This window comes from Bradyrhizobium sp. (assembly GCF_052389815.1).
GTDB lineage: Bacteria > Pseudomonadota > Alphaproteobacteria > Rhizobiales > Xanthobacteraceae > Bradyrhizobium.
Genome location: NZ_JBQTHN010000215.1, coordinates 1 through 19,077, shown reverse-complemented (window position 1 = coordinate 19,077; position 19,077 = coordinate 1). Strand labels below are relative to the sequence as shown.

Genomic DNA, 19,077 nt, shown 5'->3' with positions numbered 1-19,077 from the left:
GGAGACGGCGGCGGGCTTTTTGTTTGCATACTCCGTCGGTTGAATGTGCACCTTCCGTCGGTGTAACGTCCCTCTGGCCAAGGGGTTTGTTATGGACGGTGTGGGCGGAGCGTGTGCCGGCAGGGGCATTCGGCGCTATCGGATGCGCGCGGTGGGCTGCATCGCGATCGTCGCGCTTGCGGTAATCGGCGGCGGCGAGGCCTTCGCCGACGAGGATCCCGACGGCACGACGAGTCCGGCGCTGCCGAACGTCTATATCGACCTCAGAACCAATTATGCGACCGTGCCGGCAAACTCGCTCTCACTTGGTATCGGAACCGGGTCGCTGTTTTCTTCGCTGTCGAACATTGTGAGGCTGGTCCATCCGGCGGCGCTGCCGACAACGCCTGTCTTGCCGGGCCTGCCGACGCTGTCGTCCCCGGCAAGCCAGAGCGCGTGGATCGACGTGCCGCTGACCGTGGACGTCAATGATCGTCTCTCGCTCTATGGCGGGATCACTGCGAGCACCTCGAACAGCGGTTCGGGATGGTCATCGCTCGACGTCACGAGCTGGAATGTCGGCTTGCAGGCCGACATCTACGAGCAAGACGGCGGGTACTTCCCGACCGTGACGCTGCAAACGACGCTGACGCGGTCGGCGCCGGATTCGCCGGTCGCCGTCACATCGCTCAACAACGTCGTCGAACTGGGCTACGCGCTCGATGAGGACGAGACGAGAGGATGGCTCGCCGGCGTACAGCACACCTGGGTCGAGGTGGACTCGCAGCTCATCAGGGTCAACGACAACATCGTCGGCTATGTGGGCGGCTATTATCAATGGCCGAACAACTGGAAGTTCACCGGACGGGTCGGCGTGCAATCGTTCGGCGGAGCGCATCTCACGAGGCTGGTGCCTTTTCAGCCTTTCACCCAGCCCATCGTGCGGCTCGATCTCGACCGCATGGACGACAACGACAACCGCCTGTTCGGCGTGACCGCGCAGATCGCCTGGGTGCCGAAGCCGTCCTACACGCTGACGCTGCGCACGCCGCTCTATCTGGTGCGCAATTAGCGAATGCTGACGAACTTGCCCCAGACGGCGGCAAGACCGGCGGCGACCAGCACGATCGACGGGTTCTCGCAGAACATGCCGCCATAGCGGCAAACGTCGGCGCTGTATGCACCGAGCTCGCGATGACCGGCCGCGTAAAGCACGCCGGACAGGATCAACAAGGCTACAGCAGCAAAGTACATTGGCCGTCTCCCTTGGCTGGAGGTATGCGCTGTGTTTTTCCGCATCGAGCGCGCTGAAGAAAGATCGCGCGCCAGACGCGCCGGGCAATCAGCGGCATCCCGATATCGTCGCACGGTTGCATGGCCCCGCACCGCAGACCGGCGGCGGGGCTTTTCGTTCGACCCTAGTTGAGGCCCGTTGCAATTCATCGAACCCGTTCCTTCAATTTGCTCGCAACCGGTTTACGAATTCGCAACGACCGGCATTGAGCAGTGCAGCCGGGTCCCGGCCGGCCCATCCGGGGCCCGTGGCCGGCAAAGGCCGCCAGCGCAAGGCTTAGATATTTCAGAAAAAACTTTTGTAAATATAGAATTTTCCACTTGACCCGTCGGGCAAATCAGGGGTATAAGACCAACATCGCAAGAATTGTCGAAAGCCCGCGACGGAGCCATCCGCCGCGGGCTTTTTGTTTGCCGCTTCGCCAATCGGACGGCGGCCGCGCGTCACGACGCCACATCTCCCCTTGTCCTGCCCGCGTCGCAAGCGCGCCGCCGTCCGAACTCTCGTCAACACGCCACTGGCCGGCGCGCGCGAACGCGCCGGCTCCGCGGCGGGGCTCGTCCCTCCGCCGCACGCGGCCCCTCCGATTGAGGGATACGGTTCGCGCCGGAAATGATCCAGGGAAAGCGATCATGCCGCCACTTCATCTTTTCCAGGAGGTGCCCCGTGACTGCCTATCTGATCTCGCTCGCGCTCGCCGGGCTCCTCGCCATCGCCATCTGGGAATGCCTCGAGTGAGCAGATCCAGGACACTGACCGAGATCCGTTCGATTGCACGGAGCCACACCAGGACCGCGATCAAGCTCTTGATCTGGGACAAGGTGCTTGGGCTCGGGGCCACCGACCCGCTTGCAGGCTTCGCGGCCGTGACGTCAAACCTGGTCGTCTCATTTTACTTTGCAAAGCGCGGCTTCGAGAATGTCGCACGGATCATCAGGCGGTGACGGGATGAACGAGGCCGACATGAAAGCCATCGTTGCGGAAACGTTGGTGGAGCAGCAGCGACTACAGTACAGCAACATCGACGCGGCAGTGCAGAGGGCCGTCGCAGCGATCCTGACCTCGTTTGGGTTGGAGGAGGAGGATCGGAGGGAGTTGCGGGCCGACCTTCAGCATCTTCGGCGATGGCGCAAGAGCGTCGAACAGGCGCAAAGCTACACTTTCAAGGCTGCGATTACCGTGATCGTGACCGGTCTTGTCGGAGCAGTCTGGCTTGGCTTCAAGGCCCTACTGGGAAAATGATCGGACTGCGTGGCCGGCGGCCGTCCTGGCTTTCCTTCCCCCGCGCCTTCCGTAGGGCGACGACGCATGCCGAGGTTTTGAGGAATGTATCGGATTCACGCAGTCGATGGTCAGGACGAAGACGTCGCGGACGCACTCGCCGAAATCCACCGCCTCACGTTCTTCGAAGCGGCGACCGTCCCGAACTTCGAACAAGGGCATTGGTGGCTGGCCTACCGGCGCGGAGTGCCCGTCGGATTCGCCGGCGTGATCGCTTCGACCCACGCCCGCAACGCCGGGTATTTTTCGCGAGTTGGTGTGCTGCGGAGTCACTGCGGCAACGGCCTGCAGTTGCGTTTCATGCGAGCAGTGGAGGCGCAGGTGCGGCGAAATGGCTGGACGGCAGTGGTCTCGGACACCACCGACAACCTGGCCTCGGCCAACAATTTCATCAAAGGCGGCTATCGCTTATACCGGCCGAACGACCCGTGGGCGTGGCCGCACACGCTCTATTGGCGCAAGCTCATGAGATGACCGCCGGCTCGAAGGTGCCGGTGCCCGTCCAGGGTCGCTGCGGATTCAAGTTGGGCAAATTCTTCAGCCCGGTGGCCGTTTGGCCACCGGGCTTCTTTTCATTTTGGCCCTTACATCGTGGTCGCCGCAACCGCAAGGTAGCCGTCATATTCGGCCTATGACCCCCCGGGGCGCGCCGATGAAGGTGGTTTCCGGTTGAAAAGCCGGGCTGGCTTGATTACGGAGGGGGTGCCGGCGCGGCCATCCTCTCGGGAGTGAATCAGCGTGCCTCAGGACAACAAGGGCGAAGCCCGCGGGTTTTCCAGCAGCAAGCTGTCGGTCCTGCGCAAGCATCCGTATTTTGCCGATCTCGAGTCCGCCGCGTTCGAGCAGCTCTGTCGCTATGCCAAGCATTCGACGTTAAAGCGCGGCACGCCAATCTTCGCCAAGGGCGATCCTCCGACCAGCCTGTTTGCGGTGATCAGCGGCACGGTGAAGATCAGCATCTCCTCGCCCGACGGCCGCAACGCCATCCTCAACTTGATCGGTCCCGGTGAGATCTTTGGTGAGATCGCGCTGCTTGATGGCCAGGAACGCAGCGCGGATGCTACCGCAAATACCAACTGCGAACTGTTCACCATCGACCGGCGCGAGTTCGTGCCCTTCGTTCGCAGCCAGCCGACGCTGGCGATGAAGTTCATTGAACTGCTGTGTGCGCGGCTGCGCTGGACCAGCGACCAGGTCGAGCAGGTCATCCTGCAGGACCTGCCCGGCCGGCTCGCCAGCGCGCTGCTCCGCCTGACGGAGCGGCGCAAGCTGACCGAAGGCGAGCGAACGCTCGCCATCACGCAGCAGGAGATCAGTGAGATGGTCGGCATGACCCGCGAAAGCATCAACAAGCAGTTGCGTTCCTGGGCCACCCGCGGTTTGGTGCGCCTCGAGCACGGCGCCATCGTCGTGCTGAAGCCCGAGCCGCTGCAGGCGTTGATCGAAGCGGGACCAGACGACGGCGACTGACACTGCGCCATCCTTGTTGGCGTCATGCGCCACAAGCCGGTGTGGGCCCCACCGCATCTAGTACCCTCTTTTCTTAGAGGGTGAGTCGTGATTCAAGATCGGGATGATACCCGAAGCAAGAGAAGTCCACCTTTCGAGGAAAGATCGCAAGGTGCTTGAGGCGTGCTGTCGCTCACCGATGACGTTGCAGCGCGATTTGAAGCGGGCGCGGATAGTCCTGTTGGCGGCGGCCGGTCGCAGCACCCGATCGATCGCCAAGGAAGTTGGGGTCCAGCCGCGGATTGTCAGCCTTTGGCGGCACCGCTATGCCGATCATGGCCTTGAAGGGCTGCAAGACAAGCCGCGGCCCGGCAAGCAGCCGATCTATACGAAGGCCACCGACAAGCGGATTCTGAAGCTGCTGGATAAGCCGCCCCCGCAAGGATTTGCGCGCTGGACCGGCCCTCTGCTGGCCGAGGCGCTGGGCGATGTTGACGTCCAATATGTCTGGCGGTTCCTGCGCAGCCACAAGATTGACCTCGCGGCTCGCAAGTCCTGGTGCGAGAGCAACGACCCGAACTTTACGGCCAAAGCCGCCGATGTTGTTGGCCTCTACGTCGCCCCGCCCGCGAAGGCCATTGTACTCTGCGTAGACGAGAAGCCCTCGATCCAGGCCTTGGAGCGAGCGCAGGGTTATCTGAAGTTGCCCAATGGCCGCGCCTTGACCGGCCAGAGCCACGATTACAAGCGGCATGGCACCACAACATTATTTGCGGCGCTCGAAGTCGCCACCGGAAAGATCATCGCGGCTCATTCAAAACGCCGTCGCCGTGTCGAGTTTCTCGACTTCATGAACAGCGTCACAGCGGCCTTTCCGGGCCGAAAGCTTCACGTCATCCTCGACAACCTCAACACCCACAAGAAAAACGAGCACTGGCTCAAGGCCCACCCCAACGTGCAATTTCATTTCACGCCGACAAGCGCGTCCTGGCTCAATCAGGTCGAGGTCTGGTTCTCGATCTTGCAGGGGCAGTCGCTTAGCGGCACCTCCTTCACAAGCCTCAAGCAGCTTCAGGAACACATCGATGCCTACGTCAACGCGTACAACGACAAAGCCGAGCCCTTCGTCTGGACCAAGAAAAAGGTCCGTCAACGCCGATTCAAAGGCCGCCGTATCACTCAGCTCTGATTCCGGGTACTAGCTATCGAGAATGGCAACGGCGCGCGTCCAGCCAGCGGAAGCATGCTCGATCTTCACCGGAAAACACGATACCATGAAACCGGTCGAGGGCAGCAGCTCCAGATTGTGCAGCTTCTCGATGTGGCAATAACCGATGTGACGCCCGGCCTTGTGACCCTCCCAGATCAGGCTGGCATCCCTCGTCTCGGCGTACTTCCTTGCGGTGTGGAAGAATGGCGCGTCCCAGCTCCACCCGTCGATTCCGGTAAGCCGCACGCCGCGCTCGAGCAGATACATCGTCGCCTCATAGCCCATGCCGCAACCCGAATTGACGTAATCCTGTTGACCGTACTTGATGCCGGCGCTGGTGTTGACGACGACGATCTCCAGGGGCGAAAGCGCGTGGCCGATTCGCTTCAGCTCGTTCTCGACATCCCCGGCAGTCGCGACGTAACCATCCGGCAGATGCCGAAAGTCGAGCTTCACGCCGGGCTGAAAACACCACTCCAGCGGCACCTCGTCGATGGTCCATGAGCGCTCGCCGCGGTTCATGGTGGGATGGAAATGCCACGGTGCATCGAGATGCGTGCCGTTGTGGGTGGAAAGCTGCACCTGCTCAACCGCCCAGCCTTGTCCGTCCGGGAGGTCCTCGGCCTTCAATCCTTCGAAGAACTGCAGCATGCGCGGCAGGCCTTGCTGGTGGTCGATGTAGTGGATCGTCGGGTGATTGCCTGGAGGATCGGCCGGTACGTCATTCTGCAGTGGCACGGAGATGTCGATCAGTTTGCGCGTCATGGTAACTTCCTTGGTCGCATAAACTTGATTGCTGCAGTTAAACGCTCAGACGCGCATCCGTTCAAGACGGCTCTTCAGCCCGGCCGCCATCACCTGCCGCCATGGCTTCCAGAAATCCCGCAGGGGCAAGCAATTCGTGACGCTCGGCCGCATACTGCGGCGCGCAACATCGCGGGGAAGGCGATCCACGCCGATGGCGGCGCCTATCCGGCGCCTGACGCATGGCCTGTGCGCCAAGTTGGCCGGGGAAAGCCACTCGGCTGTGACGGATTTTGATGATAGTATTGGAGACATGAACCAGCACGCCAAGATCGACATCCGCCATTCCACTTGTCCGCACGATTGCCCATCCGCCTGTGCGCTGGATGTTGAAGTGATCGACGGTCGCGCCATCGGCCGGGTGCGCGGCTCGAAAATCCAGACCTATACGGCCGGTGTTGTCTGCGCCAAGGTCGCCCGTTACGCCGAGCGCATTCATCATCCGGACCGGCTGCTCTATCCGATGCGCCGCACGGGCGCCAAGGGCTCCGGCCAGTTTGCGCGCATCTCCTGGGACGAAGCGCTGGATGAGATCGCTGACCGCTTCTTGAAGATCGAGCGCGAGTTCGGTGCCGAGTCGGTCTGGCCCTACTACTATGCAGGCACCATGGGCCTAGTGATGCGCGATGGCATTAATCGCCTCACGCATGTGAAGAAATATTCCCGCTTCTACTCGACGATCTGCGTCAGCACCGCGCGCAGCGGATACGCCGTCGGCACCGGCAACATCGCCGGCGTCGACCCCCGCGAGATAGGTGTCTCCGACCTAGTCGTGATCTGGGGCACCAACCCCGTCAGCACCCAGGTCAATGTCATGACCCACGCGATGCGGGCGCGCAAGGAGCGCGGCGCGAAGATCGCGGCGATCGATATCTACAACAACGACACCATGAAACAGGCTGATATCAAGATCATCCTGCGGCCCGGCACTGACGGCGCCTTCGCGTGCGGCGTCATGCATCTGCTGTTTCGCGATGGCTTTGCCGATCGCGACTACATGGCGCACTATACAGATTGCCCCAGCGAGCTGGAAGCGCATCTGAAGACCCGGACGCCTGAGTGGGCGTCGGCGATCTGCGGCGTGCCGGTGGAGGAGATCGAGGCGTTTGCCCGCGCCGTCGGCCAGACCAAGCGCACATTCTTCCGTCTCGGCTACGGTTTTACCCGCAGCCGCAATGGCGCCGCACAAATGCATGCCGCGCTGTGTATTCCGGCGGTGACCGGCGCCTGGCAATATGAAGGTGGCGGCGCGTTCCACAACAACTACTCGATCTGGCAGTTCAACGAGTCGCTGATCGAGGGGCACGACGCAATCGACCGTTCAACGCGGGCACTCGATCAGTCCAGGATCGGGCGCATCCTCACCGGCGACGCGGAAGCGCTGCAGGGCAAAGGGCCGGTCAAGGCGATGCTGATCCAGAACACCAACCCGATGACGGTGGCGCCGGAACAGAATCTGGTTCGCCAGGGCTTTGCCCGCGAAGACCTCTTTGTCGCGGTGCACGAGCAGTTTATGACCGAAACAGCTGCGATGGCCGACATCATACTTCCGGCCACCATGTTCCTCGAGCATGACGATCTCTATTACGGCGGCGGTCACCAGCACATCTCCGTCGGGCCCAAGCTGATCGAGCCGCCGGGCGAATGTCGAACCAATCATGAAGTATTGCAGGGGCTTGGCAGGCGGCTCAACGCGGTGCATCCCGCCTTCGAAATGACACCCCGCGAATTGATAGACGCCACGCTAAGGAAGAGTGGCCATGGCGATATCGCGACGCTGGAGGCCGACCTCTGGCGCGATATCCAGCCGAATTTCCGCACCTCGCATTATCTCGACGGCTTTGCGCACGCCGACAAGAAGTTCCACTTCAAGGCCGACTGGGCGCACCCGCCCATCGGCATTGCCGGCAAGGGCCCATGGGAGCAAATGCCGTCGCTACCGGATCACTGGGCCGCCATCGAGGAGGCGGACGAGCAGCACCCCTTCAGGCTAGCCACTTCGCCGTCGCGCAGTTACCTCAACACCAGTTTTAACGAGACGCCTGGCTCGCGGGCCCGCGAAGGTGCCCCGACCGTGATGATCCACCCGGAGGATGCGGCTTCTCTGTCGATTGCGGAAGGCGATGCCGTGACGCTCGGCAACACGCGCGGCGAAACCACCCTGACGGCAAGACTGTTCGACGGCCTGCGCCGCGGCGTGCTGATCGCCGAGTCGATCCATCCGAACAAGTCCCACATCGGCGGCCGCGGCATCAACACATTGACTGGAGCGGATGTGGTGGCGCCGATCGGTGGTGCCCCCTTCCACGACAACAAGGTCTGGATCAAGAAAGTCGCAGCGCCTGCGCACAAGAGCTAGTTGGCGCTTGCAGTCCACCGTCGTCCTGCCGCAAATGCGTGTCAGCATGTGGCAGAACAGGCGAGTGCGACCATGACCGATCATACGAGCGTCATCCGCGAGAAGCGCGGGCAGGCTTTCTGGATCACGATCAACAGGCCCGACAAGCGCAACGCGCTCAACGGCGACGTGATCGCGGGCATCGCCAGGGGCTACCGGGAAGCACATGACGATAAGGACGTGCGCGTGATAGTGCTGACCGGTGCCGGCGACAAGGCTTTCTGCGCCGGCGCCGACCTGCAGAACAGCGGCGCCGCCTTCGCGATGGATTTTTCGCGGCCCAATGTCGACTACGCGGATCTGCTTCGCCTGTCGCAGAACGCGACCAAGCCAGCGATCGCCCGAGTCGGCGGCGTCTGCATGGCAGGCGGTATGGGGCTGCTCTGCATGACCGACATGGCAGTGGCCGCCGACAACGTCATCTTCGGATTGCCCGAGGTGAAGGTCGGCGTGTTCCCGATGCAGGTAATGAGCCTGTTGCAATCGATGGCGCCGCCGCGCCTAATCAACGAATGGGCGCTGACCGGCGAGCCCTTCGACGCCAAGGCCGCGCTAGCCGCAGGTCTACTCAATTACATCGTTCCGGTAGCCGAACTCGACGCCAAGGTCGATTGGCTGATCGGCCGCATCGTCGACAAGTCGCCGACCGCAATCCGCCGCGGCAAGTATGCCATGCGCGCGATTGCCTCGATGTCGTTCGACGAAAGCATCGCCTATACTGAAAGCCAGATCGCGCTGCTGGCGATGACGGAGGACGCCAAGGAGGGCCTCAAGGCCTTTGGCGAGAAGCGCAAGCCAACCTGGCCGGGGCGCTAGCCGGTATTCGCCTTCAACCCCGCTGCCTCGATGCCGGCGACGGCGCAAATCTCGTCATTGTCTGACGTGTCGCCGCTGACTCCGACGGCGCCGAGCAGCGTTCCGCCGTCCTGGATCAGCACGCCGCCGGCCACCGGCACAAGCCGGCCCTGCGCAAGCGCATTCACGGCACTCACGAAATAGGCCTGCTCCTGCGCACGCTGGAACAGCGCGCGCGAGCCCATCCCCAGCGCCAGAGCACCGTAGGCCTTGCCGTGCGCAATCTCCGCTCGCATCAGGCTGGTGCCGTCCTGCGCTACGGTTGCCTTCACCGCGCCACGCGCGTCCAAAATGGTGATGACCAGCGGCTTCAATTTCCGTTCGATGCCTTTCGCCAGCGCGGCATCCAGAATCTTGCGGGCGACGTCGAGAGTCAGTTCAGGCATCACTTATTCCTTTGAATCTGCGGATGTTAATTTCGCGTTGTCGAGGCTATAGGCCAGTACGCGCGCGACGTGGATCGCCTCGCGCGCTGCGCCGTCCTTGATCTGGTGCCGACACGAGGTGCCGTCGGCAACGATAATGGTCCGTTCATCGGCACGCCGAACGGCCGGAAGTAGCGAAAGCTCGGCCATGTCAATCGAGGCTTGATAGGTGTCCGCGCCATAGCCGAAAGCCCCGGCCATGCCGCAACAGCTGCTTTCCACGGTTTCGACCGATAGTTCCGGGATCAGCCGCAGCGTCTTCTCCACCGCCTTGAAGGCGCCGAACGATTTTTGGTGGCAGTGGCCGTGCACCAGCACCTGGCCCGCGATGGCGCCGAGCGAAAGTTGCAGGCGACCAGCTTCGGTCTCGCGTACCAGAAACTCCTCGAACAGCAGGGCATGGGCGCTGATCGTCCTGGCATCATTGTCCAAGCGCAGCGATGGCAGTTCGTCGCGAAGGGTGAGGAGGCAGCTGGGCTCCAGGCCGACGATCGGCACGCCGCGCGCGGCGAACGGCGCGTAGGTCGAAACCAGGCGTGCCAGCTCCGCGCGCGCCTGGTCGACAAGACCCGCGGAAAGGAACGTTCTGCCACAGCACAGCGGCCTGCCACGATCCGCGGCTCTCGGGACGTGGACGCGATAGCCGCCTTCGACCAGCACTCGAAGTGCTGCATCGACGTTTTCGCGTTCATAGAAGCGATTGAACGTGTCGGCAAACAGCACGACCTCGTTGCCATCGGCCGCACCGAACACGTCCGTCTCAGGCGCGAACACATCGCGGCGGAAGGCGGGGAGGGCGCGCTTGGCGCTGATCCCTGCAAATTTCTCGAACAGGCTTCGCAGCGACGGACTGTTGTTCCGCCAGTTCGCGATCGGCGCGAAGCGCGATGCAAAGCCGGCATAGCGCGGCAGATAGCCGACGAGCCGGTCGCGCAGCGAAGGCCCGTGCTTGGCTGCCCGCGCCGCCAGCACCTCGATCTTCATCTTGGCCATATCGACGCCGGTCGGACATTCATGACGGCAGGCCTTGCAGGAGACGCAGAGCTTCAGCGTCTCTATCATCTCGTCGGACGAAAGCGCATCCGGCCCGAGTTGGCCTGAGATCGCAAGCCGCAGCGTGTTGGCGCGACCGCGTGTGACATCCTTCTCGTTGCGGGTAGCGCGATAGGACGGGCACATGACGCCGCCTTCGAGCTTGCGGCAGGCGCCGTTGTTGTTGCACATCTCGATCGCGCCTTGAAAACCGCCGCCGGCGCCGGGATAAGCCGACCAGTCCAGCGCCGTCTTCAATTCGCCCACGAGATAGTCCGGCGCATATCGGAATAGCGAGCGGTTGTCCATCTTGGGCGGGTCGACGATCTTGCCGGGATTGAGCACTTGGCCGGGATCGAAGCGCTGCTTAACCTCCCTGAAGTCGGCGATAATGCGCTCTCCGAACATCGCCTCGTGGAATTCCGAGCGGACCAGGCCATCGCCATGCTCGCCGGAATGCGAACCCTTGTATTCCCGCACCATGGCGAAGGCTTCCTCGGCGATGGCGCGCATCGCCTTGACGTCCTTCTCCAGCTTTAGATTGAGCACCGGGCGTACATGCAGGCAGCCTTCGGAGGCGTGTGCATACATCGTTCCGCGGGTGCCGTGCTTGGCAAAGATCGCGTTCAGCCGCTCGGTGTAGTCCGCCAGATGCGGCAACGGCACCGCGCAGTCCTCGACAAAGGAGACGGGTTTTCCTTCCTGCTTCATCGACATCATGACGTTGAGGCCGGAGGTGCGGAAATCCGCAATAGCCGCCTGCGTAGTGAGCTCGACGACATCGACCACGCCACCCCATTTACGCCGCGGATTACTCCAGCCGAAGCCGAGGTCCAACATCAGTTCCGAAAGCTGCTTCAGCTTGCGCAGATTGTCGGCTTGATCCTCTTCGGCGAATTCTACGATCAAGAGCGCATCGGGATCGTCGCGCACAGTCGCATCGATCACCGGGCGGAACATTGCGATATCGCGCCCGAGTGCGATCATGGTGCGATCGACCAGTTCGACCGCGATCGGTCGCAGCTTCACCAGATGCTGTGCAGCGTCCATCCCCTCGTAGAAACTGCCAAAGTGGCAGACGCCGAGCACCTTGTTGCGGATAGTTGGCCACAGCTTTAGTTCGACTTGCGTGGTGAAGGCGAGGGTGCCTTCGGAGCCGACCAGCAGATGCGCCATGTTGTTCGGCGCGTTGCGCGGCACGAGCGCATCGAGATTGTAGCCGCCGACCCGGCGCTGCACCTTCGGGAAGCGTGCAGCGATTTCGTCAGCCTCGCGCTTGCCGAGATCGAGCATGTCGCGGACCAGTGCCAGGCCGCTCTCCGGAGAATTCACCCGCGCCAGATCGCGCGGCACCTTACCGAAGTGCAGCCGCGTGCCGTCGGCCAGCGCCGCGTCGATCGACAGCGTGTTGTCGCGCATGGTGCCGTAGCGCAGTGAACGGCCGCCACAGGAATTGTTGCCGGCCATGCCGCCGATGGTCGCGCGCGAGGCGGTGGAGACGTCGACCGGAAACCACAGCCCATGCTTCTTCAGCTGGCGGTTCAGGTCATTGAGCACGATGCCCGGCTCGACAACGCAAGTGCGGTTTGCCACGTCGAGGGAAACAAGCCGTTTCAGGTGCTTCGAGAAGTCGACGACGATACCCTCGTTGATCGTTTGGCCGCATTGCGAGGTGCCGCCGCCGCGCGGGGTGACGATTCGACCCTCGTCCCGGCAAATGACGAGCGCCTTCAGCGCCTCGTCCATGTTGCGGGGCACCACGACCCCCGCCGGCATGATCTGGTAGAAGGAGGCATCGGTGGCGTAGCGGCCGCGGCTGAAGGCATCGAACAGTACGTCACCCGTGATTTCGCGCGAAAGCCGCGCGGCAAGCGCGCTGTTTTCCGCCGAGATTCGGGACTTTTCGGCCCTCGTAGCCACCATGGATGGTCTCACCTGATGTCCTTGAACTGTCATGCCTTCCGGCCCCCGGCTTGGCAAGGCAGAGCCCTGCCCAAAGCGCACTGGCGGGCCCCACCAGGCGTGGGACAAGTCCGCCGAATAGTGGTATTCGAGCGGCTCGCAAAGCCAAGGCTAGACCGGGAAGGACGCCCATGACCGTGCATACTGGAAGGCATTTTCTGCAGATTCCGGGACCGACCAATGTGCCGGACCGTGTGCTGCGGGCCATGGACATGCCGACCATGGATCACCGCGGTCCGGAGTTCGCCGGGATCGGTTTTGCCGTGCTGGCCGCCATGCAGCGGGTGTTCCGCACCAAGCAGCCCGTGATCATTTATCCCTCGTCGGGAACCGGAGCCTGGGAAGCCGCGATCGTTAACACGCTCGCCCCCGGCGACAAGGTGCTCATGTCGGAGACGGGGCAGTTCGCCGTGCTGTGGCGCGGCATCGCCGACAAGTTCAAACTCGACGTCGATTTCATTCCGGGCGATTGGCGGCACGGCGCAGATCTTGCCCAGATCGAGGCGAGGCTGTCGGCCGACAAGGCGCACAAGATCAAGGCGGTCTGTGTGGTCCATAACGAGACCTCGACCGCCTGCGTCACCGACCCGCGCGAAGTCCGCAAAATCATGGATGCACACAAGCATCCAGCGCTGCTGATGGTCGATACCATCTCCGGCCTCGGCTCGCTTGAGTATGAGCACGACGCCTGGGGCATCGACGTGTCGGTGGCGGGTTCGCAGAAGGGCCTGATGTTGCCGCCTGGCCTCGGCTTCAACGCGATTTCCGAGAAGGCGCTCAGCGTGGCCAAGGCGAACACCGCGATGCGTTCCTACTGGGACTGGCAGGACGTCATCAACATCAACAAGGCCGGCACCTGGCCCTATACGCCCGCGACTAACCTGCTGTTCGGCCTGCGCGAGGCGGTCAAGATGCTCGAGGAAGAGGGCCTTGAGAACGTGTTCGCTCGCCACAAGCGCCACAGCGCCGCGACGCGTGCCGCGATCAAGGCGTGGGGGCTGGAGACGCAGTGCCTCGACCCTAACGCGCACTCGCCGGCGCTTACGGGCGTGCGCATGCCCGACGGACATGACGCCGACGCGTTCCGTAAGGTGGTGCTGGAGAATTTCGACATGTCGCTCGGCACCGGCCTCAACAAGGTCAAGGGCAAGCTGTTCCGTATTGGCCACATCGGCCACTTCAACGACCTCATGCTGATGGGTACGCTGTCGGGTGTCGAAATGGGCCTTGACCTCGCCAAGGTGCCGCATCGCAGCGGGGGCGTGCTGGCGGCAATGGACGTGCTCAAGGGCCGCGACGTTGTGCCGATGCCGAAGGTGGCGGTCGCCTGAGGCCGCGCGCGGTCTTCGTCAGAGAAGAGAAAGAGCCAAGATGAATGCGCCGGTCGCAGCTACCGAAGACCTTATCCATTCCGTTGAGGACGGCATCGCGCGGATCACGTTTAACCGCCCGCAGGCGCGCAACGCGCTTACCTTTGCGATGTACGAGCAGATGGCCTCGATTTGCGAGTCCATCAACCAGGACCGCTCCATCAAGGCGCTGATCCTGACCGGCGCAGGCGACAAGGCATTTGCATCCGGCACCGACATCTCGCAGTTCCGCGCCTTCAAAACCGCGCAGGATGCCCTCGATTACGAGGCACGGATCGACCGGGTGCTGGGCACACTGGAATCCTGCAGGGTGCCGGTGATTGCGGCCATCGCCGGCGCCTGCACCGGCGGCGGCGCGGGCATCGCCGCCTGCTGCGACATCCGCATCGGCACGGAATCGACGCGCATGGGGTTCCCGATCGCGCGCACGCTTGGCAATTGCCTGTCGATGTCGAACATCTCGCGCCTGGTTTCACTTGTCGGTCCCGCGCGCACCAAGGATCTGATCTTCAAGGCGCGCCTCGTCGAAGCGCAGGAAGCGCTTGCGCTCGGTCTGCTCAACGAGGTCGTGCCTGACGTTACGGTGCTGCAACGCCGCGCGGACGAGACGGCAAGGCTCGTCGCCGACCATGCCCCGATCACCCTGGAAGTCACCAAGGAAGCGGTTCGCCGCATCCGCCGCACGCTGTCGCGCGACGAGGGTGAAGACCTGATCCTCAAGGCTTACATGAGCGAGGATTTCCGCGAGGGCATGGATGCCTTCCTCAACAAGCGGACTCCCAACTTCAGGGGTAAGTAGCCGATCAAAGCAACGGTTGGCATCTGCGCATTGGATCGGAGCAGAAAACCCGCCGCACCATTGGTGCTGGACCGATCTTTACCAGAAGAATGGCTTGCTGCGCGATGCGGTGGCAGCCGGAGGGTACCTCGATCCTGCCCGCCTAGGGCGCAGACAGCGCTTCGGCGTATCGGCGGCAACCTTCCTCGAATCGAATTTGCGGCACCCAACCAAGCTCGCGACGCGCTTTTTCCGTATCCATGACAATGTGGCGGGCGCGATCCGCGTTTTGCGGTTTCCACTCAATTTCAAGCTTTCGGCCGAGAATCTTTGCCATGGTCTCGGCCATTTCAACGATCGTAACGACCTCCGGTCCGCTGACACAGTAGATATGCGCGCCGCGAGGCCCGACGCAAGCTCTCTTGATGACATCGACAACGTCGGAGACGTGGAGCGGTTCTCGCATTTGTAGCCCGTCTCCTTCGATTTGGACCGGCAACCCGTCAAGAAGCCGCCGCATGAAGGTGGCCACGGCGCCCTGAAAACCGCCGGGGCCATAGGTATTGTTACAGCGCAAGATCACGGCGGAAGCGATTTTGTCGCGGCGGATCGAATCTGCTATTAGGCGTTCGGCAGATAACTTCGCGTGGCCGTAGAGCGTTTGTGGATTCGTCGGCGTTGATTCCGACAACCTGCTGCCCGAAAGATCCGACCACACCGCTGCTGTGGACATGAAGACGAGATTCGCAATCTTGCGGCGCTCCATGATTTCCAGGACGTTTCTCGTTGTGGTGACATTGCTGTCCAGCACGGCCTCGATGCTCGAAGCATGAACTGCACCGGCCAGGTGGATGATGGTGTCGCAGTCGCCGGGAATCTTCCCTGAGAGTTCTTCGTCGTTCAGGGCCCCTGTAACGATACGGGCGCCGGGATGTGCGGCCACCGCGGTCGCTACGGATACGGGCTTGGCCGCATCCCTGATGTGGGCCGTTACCGCGAGCGACGAATCTAAGGCGCGGAGCAAGTGAGGCGCAATGAATCCTCCTCCTCCTGCAATGAAGACACTCTTAATGACCGCCCCCGCGCAAGATCAGTTTCGGCTGCAGATCGCCGTCACCGAATCCAATTTTCGAGGACGGCCCTTGCGTGTCGAGCCAGCGGACTTCCCGGCACAGATGGTACATCGGCCTATACCTTGCGGAGCCTGAATTTCGTCAGCTTTCCGATGGACCTGGTCGCCTGTCGCCAATCGGTCTTTTTTCCATCCTTGTACCATCGCGGAACGTAGGAGATAGGCACGTCGACCACCCGCATGCCAAACTTGCCGAGCAAGACGGCTACTTCCAACTCAAACTCGATTCCGTTCGACTGCAGATGGGGAAGCAGCGCGTTGAGCGCCTTGCGCGAGTACATCTTGTAGCCAGTCCAGACGTCGGTCGTCCGGTAGCCCGTGATGAGATTCGTCGCGAAGGTAAACAGCCGATTGATTCCGTAGTGGACGATCATCGTCGGGGACGACGCCTTGTAGGGTCCCAGAAATCGGGAGCCAAAGACGACGTCGGCGGAATTGGCCAAGATTGGTTTGAGAAGTTCCGAAAAATCATTCGGGTTCTGTTCCAGGTCCGCGTCTTGAACGATGATGAAGTCTCCCTGGCACATAGAGAAGCCCCGGCGGCACGCTCCGCCCTTTCCGAAATTATCGGTGTGAAGAACCTTATGGCGGCCTTCGAACGGCTTCAGCGCTTCCGCAGTCTGGTCGGTGGAGCCGTCATTGATCACGATGATTTCCCGGCTGAACCCGCTCGGCAGATCGCATGACTCCACCCGCCCAATCACCTGGGCAATGGTTGCGGCCTCGTTATAGGCGGGAATAATCACTGACAGGAGCGGCATGATCTAACTATCGTGCTTTCAAGAGCGCTTACTGGGACTTCTAGCCCAAGCCGGAACTAGTGGATAGTTTGTTTAGCTGGCCGAGGCAACCTGATTCGATGTGCTAAACGTCAGGTGCCCCAGCGAATATCCGGGAAATTTCGCCCGGCGCGCGCTATGTTTCATGGCCCCGAGGATCGAGGAAACCAGGTCTCGCGGCGTGAAAAACTCGCTGTCGAGTATTGGACAATGGGAGGCTGAGTTGAAGATCAAGAAGCGCGGGGGCGAAGCTCTCTAATGGCCGGGTTCTTTGGGTTCGCACCCATTTATCTAAATGGGGTGCTGGCGGTGCTTTTTGTCCTGGTGTTGCCGGGTGTGGTATTCGTTCGCGCTCTCAATATTTCGAATTTTCCGCAAAGATGGTTTGCCATCTTTCTGAGCAGTCTGGCCGCGAATCATTTCCTGGTTACGCTGATCGCGGCACTCCATCTCCAGCCACTGCAGGCTTATCGCGTGGCAGCCGTCGTATTGATCGCAGCCTTCATCCTGTTGACGTTGAAGGCAAGGGCCGGGCGAGCGCCGTCGGCTGATCCAGGCCGTTCCACTATCTTGTTGTCGGATATTTTTTGGTTCGTTCTGACCGTCGTCCTGCTTGGACTTGTCTATTTCAACGTTTGGAAACGCGGAGTTCCAAACATATTCGAGGCCGGCGATGTCTCGGTCAGTTGGAATACCTGGGCTCTGATCTGGGCTCAGGGGCAGTTTCCGATCTACTCGGTGGGATATCAACAATTTGTTCCGACGATTTGGGCGGTTACGTACATTTTCACCGGATCGACCGAACAATACTTTGCTTTTTACATATACCTCTCTTTCATCGTGGTGCCTGTTGTTCTGAGTGCGATGAGCTTGGGGCGTCTTGGCTACTGGCAGCCGCTGGTTCCTTGCATTGCGCTTGCCTGGCTGGTGGCCGAAATACGCAATCCATGGTTGAGGGCTTGTCTGGAGCAAGGCTTTCCGGATTGGGTTGCCACGATCTTTGCGTTTTGTGGCGTCGTGTTATTTGTCTCGGATCCGCCTGAAGGTCGGTACAACCGAGAAAAGATTATCACGGCTCTGATATCGCTCGGCCTGGTCTCCATCGCCGCGGCTACGAAGCCCCAGTACGGGGTGTTCACCGCGGCAGTATTGATCGCCCTGTGCATCGACGCCGTAAGATACTTGCCGCCCAGCGAGCGAACCAAATTGATTGCCGTTGCAGTCGGGCTCGTCTCGGCCTTTGCCGTTGCCTATGTCGTCTACTATCAGCACATTGCGTTCCGCCGGATTCCCGATCATTCGCTCCCGATCTCAGAGAAACTCTCGCAGGCCCTGGCGCTTTTCAATTCCAACTTTACGCTGCCGTTTCGGATTGTGCTGTATTCCGGCGTCGCGATCAGTCCATTTGTTCCCCGTGTCCGATGGCTTTCCCTGCCCCTGATCATCGGGATTTCGGCTTGGGCGTTTGCGCTGAGTTATGATTTGCGTAATCTCATCGGCTTTCTATTGGTAAGTGCCTTTATTCCGCTCTTTGTGCTGGCGCGAGCTTTTGCATCGACGAGATTGTTCCCGCTTGATCGGCGATGGAGGGTGCCGGACGGCGGTGTCGTCTGCTGTCTGGCGTTGCTCTGTATCGGCCTAAGCCTTAGCTTGGCGAAAAGTGACGAAGAACTGAAGCGCAGGTTCGCCGCTGAACAACTCGTGAAAGGCGCCGGGCTTAAGGTCAACCAGAAGATAGAGCAACTCCTTCGCAGCGGCTGCACCATCATCAACGCGGATGACTACCTCTTTACGATTTCGGCGTTTCAGCAATTCAAGGACAAGATGCCATATTTCCATTTCGAGGCCCCTATTACTGATGGGTTGAAGGTCCTGCTCGACAAAGCGTCGGGATGTACGGGAATTATTTATCCATTCAACATCACGCATTCTTCGATCTTGAGTTATGTGTCGACCAAGCCCGAATTTGCCGAGGTGGTGGAGGATAAAGGCTGGATGTTGCGCGTAGCGAACTCCGCCAGAGGCGGAAGCTAGGAATCGGGTGATGCAAGACGAGCAAACAGGGAGAAAACAAGTGTTCTTAGTGGGCTGTGACGGCCGCGTGGGCTGCACCGGCGCCCGCCGCCCTGGGGCCGACCAAGCCGGTCGAGATCGCCACCGCCGCCAGGGCCGCAAGCGCGCCATTCAAGATGGGCGGCTCAACAGCCTGATCCTTCACTTGTCCGCATGGCCGTAACCCGCTATGCGGGCACGCACCTTCTCAATCTCATCCTTCGACAACAGCGGCGGTTTCCCGATCTGCAGGGACGCATGGTATTGCCGCGCCAGC

The 19,077-nt window shown here is 61.3% G+C and carries 17 protein-coding genes; 11 read left to right on the top strand and 6 right to left on the bottom strand.

All coding sequences use genetic code 11. The features are described from left to right. Positions 1-91 precede the first annotated feature (91 nt). On the top strand, positions 92-1,051 hold the full coding sequence (locus tag ACT4OC_RS29025) for a hypothetical protein (protein WP_444842496.1): 960 nt from the start codon (positions 92-94) through the stop codon (positions 1,049-1,051). Here ACT4OC_RS29025 and ACT4OC_RS29020 read toward each other — a convergent pair. Beyond that, positions 1,048-1,233, bottom strand: coding sequence for a hypothetical protein (locus tag ACT4OC_RS29020; RefSeq protein ID WP_444842495.1), 186 nt, complete (start codon positions 1,231-1,233; stop codon positions 1,048-1,050). The two genes, ACT4OC_RS29025 and ACT4OC_RS29020, sit on opposite strands and share 4 nt — an antisense overlap. 765 nt (positions 1,234-1,998) lie before the next feature. On the opposite strand from ACT4OC_RS29020, the gene ACT4OC_RS29015 reads away from it, so the two are divergent. From ACT4OC_RS29015 to ACT4OC_RS28995, 5 genes are all read left to right on the top strand, one after another. Continuing rightward, on the top strand, positions 1,999-2,217 hold the full coding sequence (locus ACT4OC_RS29015; protein ID WP_444842494.1) for a hypothetical protein: 219 nt from the start codon (positions 1,999-2,001) through the stop codon (positions 2,215-2,217). A gap of 4 nt (positions 2,218-2,221) precedes the next feature. Then, positions 2,222-2,515, top strand: coding sequence for a hypothetical protein (locus ACT4OC_RS29010; RefSeq protein ID WP_444842493.1), 294 nt, complete (start codon positions 2,222-2,224; stop codon positions 2,513-2,515). Between the two features lie 84 nt (positions 2,516-2,599). After that, positions 2,600-3,028, top strand: coding sequence for a GNAT family N-acetyltransferase (locus tag ACT4OC_RS29005; protein WP_444842492.1), 429 nt, complete (start codon positions 2,600-2,602; stop codon positions 3,026-3,028). Between the two features lie 264 nt (positions 3,029-3,292). Further along, positions 3,293-4,024 carry a Crp/Fnr family transcriptional regulator gene (locus ACT4OC_RS29000; RefSeq protein WP_444842491.1) on the top strand — a complete coding sequence of 244 codons (732 nt, stop codon included), beginning with the start codon at positions 3,293-3,295 and terminating at the stop codon, positions 4,022-4,024. A gap of 103 nt (positions 4,025-4,127) precedes the next feature. Then, positions 4,128-5,192, top strand: a complete 1,065-nt coding sequence (locus tag ACT4OC_RS28995) for an IS630 family transposase (protein WP_444842490.1) — start codon at positions 4,128-4,130, stop codon at positions 5,190-5,192. A 9-nt stretch (positions 5,193-5,201) separates the two neighbouring features. Here ACT4OC_RS28995 and ACT4OC_RS28990 read toward each other — a convergent pair whose 3' ends face one another. Then, complete coding sequence (locus tag ACT4OC_RS28990) at positions 5,202-5,978, bottom strand: cyclase family protein (protein ID WP_444842489.1); 777 nt, start codon at positions 5,976-5,978, stop codon at positions 5,202-5,204. Between the two features lie 292 nt (positions 5,979-6,270). On the opposite strand from ACT4OC_RS28990, the gene ACT4OC_RS28985 reads away from it, so the two are divergent. Further along, positions 6,271-8,376 (top strand): molybdopterin oxidoreductase family protein, encoded by a 2,106-nt coding sequence (locus tag ACT4OC_RS28985; RefSeq protein WP_444842488.1) that lies wholly within the window; start codon positions 6,271-6,273, stop codon positions 8,374-8,376. Positions 8,377-8,448: 72 nt separating this feature from the next. Continuing rightward, positions 8,449-9,231 carry an enoyl-CoA hydratase/isomerase family protein gene (locus tag ACT4OC_RS28980; protein ID WP_444842487.1) on the top strand — a complete coding sequence of 261 codons (783 nt, stop codon included), beginning with the start codon at positions 8,449-8,451 and terminating at the stop codon, positions 9,229-9,231. Here ACT4OC_RS28980 and ACT4OC_RS28975 read toward each other — a convergent pair. Together ACT4OC_RS28975 and ACT4OC_RS28970 are read right to left on the bottom strand one after the other, a co-directional pair. Further along, positions 9,228-9,656, bottom strand: a complete 429-nt coding sequence (locus tag ACT4OC_RS28975) for a GlcG/HbpS family heme-binding protein (RefSeq protein WP_444842486.1) — start codon at positions 9,654-9,656, stop codon at positions 9,228-9,230. The two genes, ACT4OC_RS28980 and ACT4OC_RS28975, sit on opposite strands and share 4 nt — an antisense overlap. A gap of 3 nt (positions 9,657-9,659) precedes the next feature. Next, complete coding sequence (locus tag ACT4OC_RS28970; RefSeq protein WP_444842485.1) at positions 9,660-12,650, bottom strand: FAD-binding and (Fe-S)-binding domain-containing protein; 2,991 nt, start codon at positions 12,648-12,650, stop codon at positions 9,660-9,662. A gap of 170 nt (positions 12,651-12,820) precedes the next feature. Between ACT4OC_RS28970 and ACT4OC_RS28965 the strand changes: the two genes are divergently transcribed. Together ACT4OC_RS28965 and ACT4OC_RS28960 are read left to right on the top strand one after the other, a co-directional pair. Further along, on the top strand, positions 12,821-14,020 hold the full coding sequence (locus ACT4OC_RS28965) for a pyridoxal-phosphate-dependent aminotransferase family protein (protein ID WP_444842484.1): 1,200 nt from the start codon (positions 12,821-12,823) through the stop codon (positions 14,018-14,020). Between the two features lie 40 nt (positions 14,021-14,060). Continuing rightward, positions 14,061-14,858 (top strand): enoyl-CoA hydratase/isomerase family protein, encoded by a 798-nt coding sequence (locus tag ACT4OC_RS28960; protein WP_444842483.1) that lies wholly within the window; start codon positions 14,061-14,063, stop codon positions 14,856-14,858. A gap of 142 nt (positions 14,859-15,000) precedes the next feature. Here ACT4OC_RS28960 and ACT4OC_RS28955 read toward each other — a convergent pair whose 3' ends face one another. Both ACT4OC_RS28955 and ACT4OC_RS28950 read right to left on the bottom strand, forming a co-directional pair. Continuing rightward, positions 15,001-15,894, bottom strand: a complete 894-nt coding sequence (locus tag ACT4OC_RS28955) for an NAD-dependent epimerase/dehydratase family protein (protein WP_444842529.1) — start codon at positions 15,892-15,894, stop codon at positions 15,001-15,003. Between the two features lie 131 nt (positions 15,895-16,025). After that, the gene (locus tag ACT4OC_RS28950; RefSeq protein WP_444842482.1) at positions 16,026-16,730 is read right to left on the bottom strand and encodes a glycosyltransferase family 2 protein; all 705 of its coding nucleotides are present in this window, start codon (positions 16,728-16,730) and stop codon (positions 16,026-16,028) included. 276 nt (positions 16,731-17,006) lie between these two features. Here ACT4OC_RS28950 and ACT4OC_RS28945 point away from each other — a divergent pair, with 276 nt between their 5' ends. Beyond that, complete coding sequence (locus tag ACT4OC_RS28945; RefSeq protein WP_444842481.1) at positions 17,007-18,782, top strand: hypothetical protein; 1,776 nt, start codon at positions 17,007-17,009, stop codon at positions 18,780-18,782. Positions 18,783-19,077 lie beyond the last annotated feature (295 nt).